Annotated in this window: 10 protein-coding genes; 1 reads left to right on the forward strand and 9 read right to left on the reverse strand. The window is 75.2% G+C overall.

Annotation, left to right across the window (positions count from 1 at the left end; genetic code table 11):
- Nucleotides 1-20: 20 nt before the first annotated feature.
- From ACPC54_RS04840 to ACPC54_RS04855, 4 genes are all read right to left on the reverse strand, one after another.
- Complete coding sequence (locus tag ACPC54_RS04840; RefSeq protein WP_498961213.1) at nucleotides 21-1,427, reverse strand: KamA family radical SAM protein; 1,407 nt, start codon at nucleotides 1,425-1,427, stop codon at nucleotides 21-23.
- A gap of 64 nt (nucleotides 1,428-1,491) precedes the next feature.
- The gene (locus ACPC54_RS04845) at nucleotides 1,492-2,175 is read right to left on the reverse strand and encodes a GNAT family N-acetyltransferase (RefSeq protein ID WP_498961215.1); all 684 of its coding nucleotides are present in this window, start codon (nucleotides 2,173-2,175) and stop codon (nucleotides 1,492-1,494) included.
- A gap of 40 nt (nucleotides 2,176-2,215) precedes the next feature.
- Nucleotides 2,216-3,256, reverse strand: coding sequence for a pyridoxal phosphate-dependent aminotransferase (locus tag ACPC54_RS04850; RefSeq protein WP_498961217.1), 1,041 nt, complete (start codon nucleotides 3,254-3,256; stop codon nucleotides 2,216-2,218).
- Entirely contained in the window at nucleotides 3,253-3,624 is a 372-nt protein-coding gene (locus tag ACPC54_RS04855; RefSeq protein WP_498961219.1) for a cupin domain-containing protein, read from the reverse strand. Before ACPC54_RS04855 ends, ACPC54_RS04850 begins: the two co-directional genes overlap by 4 nt.
- A gap of 148 nt (nucleotides 3,625-3,772) precedes the next feature.
- On the opposite strand from ACPC54_RS04855, the gene ACPC54_RS04860 reads away from it, so the two are divergent.
- On the forward strand, nucleotides 3,773-4,765 hold the full coding sequence (locus ACPC54_RS04860) for a helix-turn-helix transcriptional regulator (protein WP_498961221.1): 993 nt from the start codon (nucleotides 3,773-3,775) through the stop codon (nucleotides 4,763-4,765).
- Nucleotides 4,766-4,855: 90 nt separating this feature from the next.
- Here ACPC54_RS04860 and ACPC54_RS04865 read toward each other — a convergent pair whose 3' ends face one another.
- From ACPC54_RS04865 to ACPC54_RS04885, 5 genes are read right to left on the reverse strand one after another with little or no spacing between them, the layout of a single operon-like run.
- Complete coding sequence (locus ACPC54_RS04865; RefSeq protein ID WP_498961223.1) at nucleotides 4,856-6,121, reverse strand: ATP-grasp domain-containing protein; 1,266 nt, start codon at nucleotides 6,119-6,121, stop codon at nucleotides 4,856-4,858.
- Nucleotides 6,122-6,154: 33 nt separating this feature from the next.
- Entirely contained in the window at nucleotides 6,155-6,883 is a 729-nt protein-coding gene (locus tag ACPC54_RS04870) for a GNAT family N-acetyltransferase (protein WP_498961225.1), read from the reverse strand.
- A 25-nt stretch (nucleotides 6,884-6,908) separates the two neighbouring features.
- Nucleotides 6,909-8,201 (reverse strand): MFS transporter, encoded by a 1,293-nt coding sequence (locus ACPC54_RS04875; RefSeq protein WP_498961227.1) that lies wholly within the window; start codon nucleotides 8,199-8,201, stop codon nucleotides 6,909-6,911.
- Nucleotides 8,201-9,271: a methyltransferase gene (locus tag ACPC54_RS04880; protein ID WP_498961229.1), complete on the reverse strand. Its 1,071-nt coding sequence runs from the start codon at nucleotides 9,269-9,271 to the stop codon at nucleotides 8,201-8,203. Before ACPC54_RS04880 ends, ACPC54_RS04875 begins: the two co-directional genes overlap by 1 nt.
- 32 nt (nucleotides 9,272-9,303) lie before the next feature.
- Entirely contained in the window at nucleotides 9,304-10,572 is a 1,269-nt protein-coding gene (locus ACPC54_RS04885) for a CurL C-terminal domain-containing protein (RefSeq protein WP_498961231.1), read from the reverse strand.

Below are 10,572 nucleotides of genomic sequence, written 5' to 3' on the forward strand. Positions count from 1 at the left end.
GATTCGCTTGCTGCGCTCGCTCATGCCGCACCGCCGGTGAGGGCGAGGGCCTCGGGGGTGCTCCACCAGCGGCGGCCGGCCTCGGGCAGGGTGTGCACCGGGTCGTAGTAGTGGTGGGTGCGGTCCAGCGCCTCCGGGTCGTCGTGCTCGACCGAGGTGCGGTAGTTCTTGCGCCAGGAGGAGATGCCGCGCTCGCGGTCGTAGGAGTCGACCTGGTGCACCCAGCGCTTGCCGACGTACGGCACGTCGCAGACGATGCGCGGGGTGGCGAAGCCGGGCAGGTAGCCCATGATCGCGTGCTGCAGGCGCTGCGCCTCGGCGAGCGGCAGGCGCCAGTGCTCGGCGCCGGGGATCATGTCGCAGAGATAGAAGTAGTAGGGCATGATGCCGGCGTTGTCGAGCAGGCCGAAGCACAGGTCGAGCAGCGCCTCCGGGCTGGCGTTGACGCCGTCCAGCAGCACGCCCTGGTTGCGGACGTCGCGCAGGCCGGTGTCCAGCAGCGCCCGGGAGGCCTCGGCGACCAGCGGGGTGACCTGCTGGGCTGCGTTGGCGTGGGTGTGCATCGCCAGCGAGACCCCGCGGGAGCGCGCCTTGGCGGCCAACTCGGCCATGCCGTCGAGGAGTTCGGGTGCCATCCAGTGCTGGGGAAGGCCGATCAGGCCCTTGCTGGCGAGCCGGACGTCGCGGACCGACTCGATGTCCAGCAGCCGGTCGACGAAGGAACGCAGGCGCGGCCAGGGCACGTTGGCGACGTCCCCGCCGGAGACCACCACGTCGCGCACGGTCGGGGTGGCGCGCAGGTAGTCGATCATCCGGTCCAGCCGGTCGGCGGGCCGCAGCACGAAGCGGTACTTGGCGATCTGCGGGGTGTTGTTGCCGACCAGGTCCATCCGGGTGCAGTGCCCGCAGTACTGGGGGCAGGTGGTGACCAGCTCGGCCAGCACCTTGGTCGGGTAGCGGTGGGTCAGGCCCTCGACCGCCCACATCTCGGCCTCGTGCAGCGAGTCCCGGGAGGCCAGCGGGTGGCTGGGCAGGGTCGGCTGCCGGTCGGAGGCGACCGGCAGCATGTAGCGGCGCACCGGGTCGCGGTACCAGGCGCCGGTCTCCGGCGGCCCGTCCGGGCCGATGGTGTTCAGCACCTGCGGGGTGAGCAGCAGCGACATGGTGGCGTGCTGCCGCTGGTCGGCCTCCAGATCGGCGTAGAACGCCTCGTCCAGGCCGGGGCCGACCAGCTCGCGCAGCTGCTTGACGCTCTTGACGCAGTGCGCGCGCTGCCACTGCGGGTCCCGCCACTGGGCGGCGGTGACGTCGCGCCAGCCGGGGAAGCGGGTCCAGTCGGGCTCGACGGCCTCGCGCCGCCGGTACTCGTACGGCTGCGGCAGCGGTTCGAGGGCGGTGTGGGCCAGGGCGGGGGCGGCGTACGCCATGATGCTCGGTCTCCTTCTCAAGGCCACCGGCGGGCGGACGTCCCCCGGGCGGTGGGTCGGGTGGTCAGTGGGTGAGCTGGTAGACGAACAGGCCGTCGGCGTCGGGCATGCGCGCGAAGGCGGCCCGCTCCATGACGCGCTGGGAGGCGTGGTTGTCCGGGGTGGTGGTGGCGATCACCCGGTCGACGCCGTCCTGGGCCAGCGCCCAGCAGGCCAGTTCGCCGAGCGCGAGGGTCGCGTAGCCGTGGCCGCGGGCCGGCTCGACCAGGTCGAAGCCGATCTCCACCTGCCCGCCGTCCGGGGCGCCGTGGAAGCCCATGCCGCCGACCACGACCGCGTCCTCGCTGCGCACCAGCAGGTACATGCCCCAGCCGGGCCGCAGCAGGCCGGCCGCGGCGGCACCGGCCAGCATCTTCGCGGCGACCCGGGTGCCGTCGCCGGGGGTGCCGCCGAGCCAGTCGAGCCCGGCGGTGCCGCCGTCGCGCAGCTGCTCGGCCTCGGCCGGCAGCACCTCGCGCAGCTGGACCGGGCCGGCGGTCAGCAGCTGGACGGCCGGGCGGGCGGCGTCCTCGGCGACGGCCTCGCGCACCGAGGCGGGGCGCAGGTCCGTCCAGCCCTCGGCGACGCGCTCCAGGCAGGCGCGCTCGTCGCCGGTCCAGTCGGTCGCCCGCCAGCCGGCCGGCAGCTCGGCCCGGCGCGGCCAGACGGCGTACTGCTCCTCGTGGTTGACGATCACGACGTGGGTCATCAGGGGTGCTCCTACAGGTGCGGGGAGGGAGGTGTGCGGCTCAGCGCACGGGGGCGAGTTCGTCGAGCGCGTCGAGCAGCCGGTCCAGCTGCTCGTCGGGGCCGAGCGAGACGCGCAGGTAGCCGGGCAGGCCGAACCGGCCGGCGTCGCGGACGAGGATCCCGTACCGCTCGGCGAGCAGCCGCTCGGCGGCCGCGGAGTCGGGTACGGCGACCGCGACGAAGTTGGTGGCCGAGGGCAGCGAGCGGCGGCCCCGGGCGGCGAGGTCGGCGCGGAAGCGCTCGCGCCGCTCGGCGGTGCGGCGCACGGCCGACGCCAGGTGCTCCGGGTCGGTGAGCGCGGCGACGGCGCCCGCCTGGGCGGCCCGGTTGACGCTGAACGGCATGGTGCCCTGGGCCTCGCGCAGCCGGGCGATCAGGTCGGCCCGGCCGACCGCGTAGCCGATCCGCAGCGCGGCCAGCCCGTACGCCTTGGAGAAGGTGCGCAGCGAGACGACCGGGGCGCCGCGGTCCAGGTAGTCGCGCAGCTGCGGGGAGCCGGCCGGGGTGAACTCCAGGTAGGCCTCGTCGACCACCAGCGGGGTGCCGGTGCGCTCGGCGGCGGCGACCAGCAGGTCGAAGCGCTCGCGGGAGAGCAGGGCGCCGGTCGGGTTGTGCGGGTTGCACAGGTAGCCGATGCCGGCGCCGGCCAGCGCCTCGGCGAAGCGCTCGGCGTCGGTGTCGGTGCCGTCCGGCCCGGTCAGCGGGATCTCCGCGCAGCCGCGCCGGGCGGTCTCCAGGCAGATCCGGTAGCCGGGGAAGGTGCCGGCGGTGGTGACGCCGGGCCTGGTGACGTCGCCGAGGGCGAGGGCGGTGAGCAGGACGAGCTCGTCGCTGCCGTTGGCGACGGCGATCTGCTCCTCGGCCACGCCGAGGTGCGCGGCGATGGCGGCGGTCGGACTCTGCCGGGCCGGGTCCGGGTAGACCTCGGTCAGGTCGATCGCCTCGCGGGCGGCGGCGAGGGCGAGCGGGCTGGCACCGTACGGGTTCTCGCTCAGGTGCAGCCGGGCCGGGGCCGCGGCCGGGGCCAGGGCGGTGGTCACGCCTGGTCGCCCAGCAGGATGCCGAAGCAGTAGCTGCCCGGCTCGGCCTCCTTGGTGAGGAACAGGTGCTCGGCGCCGGCCGGGACGTGCAGCACGGCCGGGGAGCTCAGCTCGTGGTGCACGCCGTCCACGGTGACGTCGATCTTCGCGCCGCCCGGGTTGGGCGAGACCAGGAAGTAGATCTCGGCGACCTCGTGCCGGTGCGGGTCGGCGACCGGCTTGCCGACCAGGTGGTCGATCGAGCCGCCGGCCAGCTCGAACGGGAGGCCGCCGAACATGTCGGCGGTGAGGTAGAACGGGGCCGGCACGTGGTGGCCGGCCACCGGCAGGAACTGGGGGATGTCCGTACGGACTGCTGCGGTCTGCAAGGCTCCACTCCGGGGCGCTCGACGGGGCTGCCCGAAAACGGGCTGCTCGACTGGGGATGCGAGAAGCCTTGCCGATCCCGGGGCCCGGATCGATGTCCGGACGCTGTCATAAACTTGCCTGGCAGCAAGTGACCGCGGGGGGAGCACCATGACCGACCCGGAGACCGGCGGCGGCACCGAACTGACGCCCGACGCGACCCTCCTGTACGAACAGGCCTTGCGGGACGGCGTCCTGATCGCCGCCGACCGGCACGACGGACTCCCCCTGGAGCGCTTCGACGCCGCCCTGGCGGCGCTGCTGGAGCTGCGGCTGCTGCACGGGACGGCGCCCGGCCGCTGGGTGCCGGCCAGCCCGGAGGCGGCGGTGGCCGAACTCGTCGGCCCGCTGGAGCAGGAGATCCACGAGCGGCGGATGCGCGCCGAGCGGACCAGGGCGATGCTGCTGCCGCTGCAGTCCACCTACTTCGAGGCCCGGCGGGACCACGGCCGGGGCGTCGCCATCGAGCTGCTGCACGACGTGGAACAGGTCCGCAGCATGCTCAGCGAGGTGTCCCGGGCCTGCTCGGAGGAGGTGTTCGTCAGCCAGCCGACCGCGCTGAGCGAGGAGACGCTGGTCGACAGCCGCCCGCGCGACCTGCAGCTGCTGGACCGGGGCGTGCGGATGCGCGCGCTGTACCCGCACGTGGTGCTGGCCAGCCCGGTGGTGCAGATGCACTTCACCCGGATGTCGGAGGCCGGCTCGGAGATCCGCACGGTCGGCGAGGTGATCGACCGGCTGATCATCTTCGACCGGCGGATCGCCTTCCTGCCCGACCGCACCCAGGACGGCGAGCCGGGCGCGATGGTGATCCGCGAGCCGGTGGTGGTCGCGTACCTGTACCGCACGATGGAGCGGGAGTGGAGCCAGGCCCGCCCGTTCACCCACACCGGCTTCGGCTACGGGGACAGCGGCGACGAGGTCAAGCGCGGGATCGTCCGGCTGCTCGCGGCCGGGCACAAGGACGAGGCGATCGCGCACCGGATGAACATGTCGGTGCGGACCTGTCGGCGGCACATCGCCGAGCTGATGCGGGACTGGGGGGTGGACAGCCGCTTCCAGGCGGGGGTGTTCGCCTCCCGCTTCGCGCTGATCGACCGCTGAGCCGACCGTTGATCGACCGCTGATCGACCGTTGAGTCGACCGTTGAGTCGACCGTTGAGGCAGGCGGCCGCGGCCGCCTGCCCGGGGTCGTCAGAGCTCGCACTCGGCCGAGGTCATGGTCCGTTCGCCGTCCGGCCCCTCGATGGTGAAGGTGAGCGTGCCGAGCGCCTTCTCCACGACGGCCAGCATCGCGGCGTGGTCCTCGACGATGCCGGTGACGGACACCAGCTCGGCGGTCGACACGGTCGGCGGCAGCTGCTCGCCGGGGCGGCTCATCACCGTCGCGCCCTCGACGCCGGGCAGGTCCAGCACCTCCCGCAGGCCGTGCACGGCCTTCAGCAGGCCGCCCTCGCGCGGGGTCTGGACGGAGCGGACGAAGTACACCCGGTCGGTGGGGGCGTGGCCGACCTCCACCCGCTGGCCGAGCGCGATCCGGCCGGCCAGCTCCATCGGGTCGAGGCCGCCGGCCAGTTCGGTGAGCCACGACTGGTAGCCGCCGAGCCGGCCGTTGAGCTCGATCAGCCGGGGGCCCTCGGCGGTGAGCTTGAGTTCGGTGTGGGTGATGCCGGTGCGGACGCCCAGGGCCTCGATGACCCGCGTGGTCAAGGTGAGCGCGGCGGCCCGTTCGGCGTCGTCGATCGGCGCCGGCCAGTACTGCCCGGGCTCGCGGAACGGCGGCAGCAGCGGGTACTTGCCGGTGACCTGCCAGTGGGTGACCTCGCCGTCCACCACGGCGCTCTCCACCGAGACGTAGTCCCCGAAGGGCCCGCAGTCCCGGCCGCGCAGGTACTCCTCCAGCACCATCGGGCCGGCCTCCGGCCCGGTCAGCAGCTCCTCGGCGAGGCGGCGGCCCGCGTCCTCCTCGGTGATCAGGTGGGTGTCCCGGCTGCCCTGCCCGGTGGCGGGCTTGAGCACGGCGGGCAGGCCGACCTCGGCCAGCGCGGCCGGCCAGTCGCCGGGGCGCTCCAGCCGGGCGGAGCGGACGGCGTCGACGCCGTGCTCGCGCAGCCGGGCCCGCATCGCGTACTTGTCGCGCAGCAGCCCGACCGTCTCGACCGAGTGGAACGGCAGGCCGAGCCGCTCGGCGAGTTCGGCCGCGTCGCCGAGGCAGGTCTCGCTGAAGGTGAGGAGCGCGTCCGGGCGGTGGCGGCGCAGCTCCTCGGCGGCGGTGTCGTGGTCCGGGTCGAGGTCGACGACCGTGGCCAGCTCCTCGATCAGCGCGCGGTTGAGCTCGGTGTGCTCGGACCGGCGCAGCGCCATGAGCACGTCGCCGAGCGGTTCCAGGTGTTCGACGATGGTGAGCGGGCTCACCGCGCCCAGGTCGTAGACGACGGCGATGACGGGTCGGTCTGCCACGGTGGTCGGTCCTTCGAGTAGACGGGGGTGGCCTCAGGCGAGGGCCTGGTCGGCCTCCGGGGCGGGGCGGATGCCGGAGAGGACGGTGGCCAGGGCGGGGGTGGTGGAGGCGGCGGGGCGGGTGGCGGTGGTGTCGAAGAGGTGGCGGGCCGCCTCGACGCCGCGCACCTCGGCCTCGATGACGCGGTACCGCTCCCAGCGGTCCCGGGTGAGCCGGTAGCGGTCGCTGACCGCGCGCTCGCCGCGCACCGCGTTGGTCTGGCTGCCGTCGTGGACGAAGCCGAACTTGCGGCAGACCGCCTGGGAGGCGTCGTTGCCCTGCCGGACCACGGACAGCGCCTGCTCGGCGCCGAGGCCGGTGAAGGCCAGTTCCAGGCTGGCGGCGCGGGCGTGGCCGCCGAGGCCGGAGCCCTGGTGGCGCAGTCCGAGCCAGGAGGTGAGCAGCACCTCGCGGGTGGTGCCGAAGTCGATCGCGCCGAGGCTCTGCGAGCCGACGACCTCGCCGTCGTGCACCACGACCAGGTAGAGCGTCCAGTCCTCCGGGGCCCATTCGGCCATCGCCCGCCAGTGCCGTTGCAGCACCCGGCGGGTGACGGTCTCGCGGTCGCCGTCCGTCCACTGGGAGAAGAACGGCATGAAGCCGGGGGCGTGGACGCCGGCGGCGGCCTGGTCGGCGAGCTGGTCGAGGTCGTCGGCGGTGGGGTAGCGCAGCTCGATCCGGGAGGTGCGGACGGAGAGTTCGTGCAGTGGCCAGTTGGGCATGGGCGGATTCCTGACGAGGTGAGGGTCAGCCCGCGGCCGGGGCGGCCGCGAGGGGGGCGGGGTCGGCGGCCGGCTCCGGGGCCGGGCGGTCGAGGGACGGGCGCAGCACGGCGCGCAGCCGGACGGACACCGCCGCCACGGCCAGGCAGCCGGTGATCAGCACGGCCATCAGCGGCAGGCCGCGGGCCCAGGGCAGGGTGGCGCCGGCCAGGGCCGGGCCGGCCACCGAGCCGGTGGAGACGGCGACCGACAGCAGGGCGTTGACCCGGCCGCGGACGTGGTCCTCGGCGAGGTCGTTGAGCAGCGCGGTCAGCACCGGGAAGACCAGCGCCTCGCCGAGCGAGAGCAGCACCACCCCGGCCAGCGCGGCGGCGAGCGCGCCGCCGCCGTGCCCGAGCCCGGCGACCGCGACCAGCGCCCAGGCGACGGCCCAGCAGGCGCCGCTGACGGCCAGCACGGTGCTGCGGCGCAGCCGCTGGACCTGCTCGCCGAGCAGGATCTGGGCCAGCACGGCGACCACGATGTTGAGCGCGAAGGCGCCGGACAGGCCCTCGGGGCCGAGCGCGCCGTTGCCGGTGAGGTAGCCGGGCAGGCCGGAGCGGAACTGGCCGTAGCTGACCAGCGAGCACATCGTCAGGGTGCCGAGCAGCACGCCGAGGTGGCGGGCCCGGAACACCTCGCGGTAGCCGCCGGACGGCTTCGCGTCCCCGCCCGCGCCACCGTCCTCGCCGGCGGCCCGGGGCAGCAGCAGCCACAGCGCGGCGGCGGCGACCAGGAAGGTCAGGCCGTCCGCGAGGTACAGGGCGGTGAACCGCCCGGCGCCCGCGCCGGCCGCGACCAGGCCGCCGACCAGCACGCCGAGGCCGGTCATCGCGTTGAACACGGCGTAGTCGGCGGAGAAGGCCAGGCCGCGCTCGCGGGCCGAGGCGGCGCCCGCGTACAGGAAGCGCAGCACGGTGCCGACGCCGCTGATGCCGAGGCCGTAGACCACGGCGGCGGCCAGGGCCGGGGCCGGGCCGGTGGCGAAGGCGTACAGCGCGGTGCCGAGGCCGGCGATCAGCATCACCAGCGAGACGACGGTGCGCTGCGCCAGCCGGTCGAGCAGCGCGCCCCAGGCCAGGCCGCCGGCCACGGCGGTGGCGGCCTGGACGGCGAGGGTGACGGCCGGCACCCAGGCGGGCAGGCCGCGGACCTGCTGCAGGTAGATCCAGAGGAAGGGCAGGACCAGGCCGCCGCCGAAGGAGTTGACGGCGTTGACGGCGAGGACGGCCCGGGTGCGCGGGGAGAACTCCCGGTAGAGGGCGAGGGGGTTGGCCATCACTCGGCGTCCAGCACGTACAGCCAGGAGTGCGGGGTGCCGAACGGGACGATCTTGCGCGGGCGCAGCCCGGCGCCGGCGAACAGCTCCTCGTAGGTCTCCTTGGTGTGCAGCGGGACGCCCATCAGGGCGTGCGCCAGCTCGAAGCCGAGCGAGAAGACCGGCAGCGTGGTGGCGTGCTCGGAGTCCGGGCGCAGCATGGTGTCGCCGAGGACGAAGGTGCGGGCGGCCGGGAAGGCCTCGCGCAGGCGGGTGAAGATCTGCGGGCGGGTGGTCTCGTCGGCGAGCAGGTCGTGCAGCAGGAAGAAGCTCATCACGGTGTCGACCTCGGCGAGGGCGTCGCGGTGCGCCTCGCGGTGGCAGACGTCCAGCACGTCGGTGCGGATGGCCTGGACGCGGTCGGTGAGGCCGGCGTCGGCGATGGTGCGCTGGGCCAGGTCGGTGGCCGGGCCGCTGATGTCCAGGCCGAGGCCGCGGGTGCCGGGGCGCTGGCCGACGACCCGGCTGACCCGGGCGGAGATGCCGGAGCCGAGGTCCGCGATGGTGCCGAAGTCGACCTCGGCGAGCACGTCGTCGAGGGTGCCGGCCATGAAGTTGCGGTCGTTCTGGCCGGAGCCGAGGGCGACCATGGCCTCGTCGCGCAGCACGTCGACGCCGAAGGTGCCCTCGCCGTTGGCGAGCAGGTGGGCGCGGCCGATGATGTCGTGGTAGCCGCCGACGCCCCAGGTGAAGTAGCCGCGCATCCGGGCGATCTCCTCGCCGGCCGGGGTGAGGACGACGGTGTCGCCGCCGTTCAGCAGCCGGACCCAGCCGCAGGTGGCGGCGCAGCGCAGCACCTCGCGGATGACCCGCTCGCGGGCGCCGGGGCCGGCGGCGGCGACGAAGCGCGGGACGTCGAGGGCGCCGTCGGCGAGCAGCCGGTCGAACGCGCCGAGGCGGTCCAGGGCGTTGACGATGCCGGCCGCGACGAAGCCGTTGAAGGCCTGGTCGACGCCGATCGGGGCGGGGGCGGCGCCGTGCCAGTCGGCCGGGATCGCGGGGGTCGTCAGGTGGTCCTGCATGGTGGTCATGTCGGTTTCCTTGTCGATGAGGTGATGAAACGTCAGATGAGGGCGGGCCGGGCGGCGCCGCAGAGGTCGAGCAGTTCGGTGAGCAGTCCCTCGACGGCCTCGCGCCCGGCCACCGGCTCGTAGGCGGCCAGCGCGAGGGTCCAGCCGTCGCCGGTGCCGTCGCCGGTGCCTGTGCTGTCGCCGGCGCTGTCGCCGGTGTCGAGCACGCAGCGCACCAGCGGGGCGTCGCGCAGCTCGAACGGGCCGGCGGCGACCGCCCCGGCCGGGCGGCCGGGGACGGGTGCGGTGAGCCCGGTGGGGGCGGCGTCGGTGCGGGCGAACCAGCGGCCGCCCTGCTGGGTGAAGGCGGTGCGCAGCTTCGGGTGCCGCCGCTGCAGCTCGGTGAACGCGGCCGCCACGGCGGTGGGTTCGGGTGCCGGGCCGGGCCGGACGGCGACGGCGCGGGCGTTGTGCTCGGCCGAGCTGGAGGAGCGCACCAGGTCGTGGAAGAGCCAGCGCTGCTCGTGCGGGGTGAGCGGGCGCAGGCCGCGGGCGGCCGCGGCGGGCTGCTCGTCGGCGGTGGCGCGGCGGAACGGGTAGCCGGGCAGCCGGACCTTGCGGCCGGGGCGGCCGAGGGTGGTGTCGACGTCCAGGCCGCGCCGCCACAGCTCGGCGAGCAGCCCGGCGAGCGAGGCGCCGTCCCCGGGGGTGACGCGCAGCCGTTCGGTGGTGCCGCCCTCGGCGTCGGTGAGGTCGACGGCCAAGGCGTGTCCGGGCGCCGCGCCGCCGGCGCCGCCGGGGGTGCCGACGTCGGCGCGCAGCGCGTCGGCCAGCGTGGTGCGGCCGAGCAGGGCGTCGGCGGCGAGCGCGCCGGTGCCCTCGCCGCGGATCTCCCGGGGCACCACGCCGCGGGCGATCAGCCAGGCGGCCAGCCCGTACTGCACGGCCACCGCGCGGCCGGCGGCCGGCGCGCCGAGCCGCTCGGCGAGCGCCAACGCCTCAGTGACCTGCGGCAGTTCGGGGGCTGTGGAGGCCGGGGCGGTGAGCGCGCCGAGGTACAGCTCGACGGCCGGGACGGCGCCGGGCGCCGTTGCCGGGGCCCCGGCCCGCAGGGCGGTGGCGAGTTCGGCGGTGGTGCGGCCGTGGACGGCGTGCCGGGCGGCGAACCGCTCCCGGCCCAGGTGCAGCGTGGCGGCCACGTCGTCCGGGTCGAGGGCGGGTTCGCGTTCCAGCCGCTCGGCGAGCCGGCGGCAGGCCTCGGTGAGGGCGAGCCGGTCGCGGGCGGAGAGCGCGAGCACGCGGGGCGTGTCGGGCAAGGTCAT

This window comes from Kitasatospora sp. NPDC094028 (genome assembly GCF_049543595.1).
In the GTDB taxonomy this organism is placed as follows: domain Bacteria; phylum Actinomycetota; class Actinomycetes; order Streptomycetales; family Streptomycetaceae; genus Kitasatospora.

Bases quoted from the DNA above. Each gene is read 5' to 3' on its own strand.
- ACPC54_RS04840 (WP_498961213.1), bottom strand. From the start codon at position 1,427: ATGGCGTACGCCGCCCCCGCCCTGGCCCACACCGCCCTCGAACCGCTG.
- ACPC54_RS04845 (WP_498961215.1), bottom strand. From the start codon at position 2,175: ATGACCCACGTCGTGATCGTCAACCACGAGGAGCAGTACGCCGTCTGG.
- ACPC54_RS04860 (WP_498961221.1), top strand. From the start codon at position 3,773: ATGACCGACCCGGAGACCGGCGGCGGCACCGAACTGACGCCCGACGCG.
- ACPC54_RS04870 (WP_498961225.1), bottom strand. From the start codon at position 6,883: ATGCCCAACTGGCCACTGCACGAACTCTCCGTCCGCACCTCCCGGATC.
- ACPC54_RS04875 (WP_498961227.1), bottom strand. From the start codon at position 8,201: ATGGCCAACCCCCTCGCCCTCTACCGGGAGTTCTCCCCGCGCACCCGG.
- ACPC54_RS04880 (WP_498961229.1), bottom strand. From the start codon at position 9,271: ATGACCACCATGCAGGACCACCTGACGACCCCCGCGATCCCGGCCGAC.
- ACPC54_RS04885 (WP_498961231.1), bottom strand. From the start codon at position 10,572: ATGACCTTGCCCGACACGCCCCGCGTGCTCGCGCTCTCCGCCCGCGAC.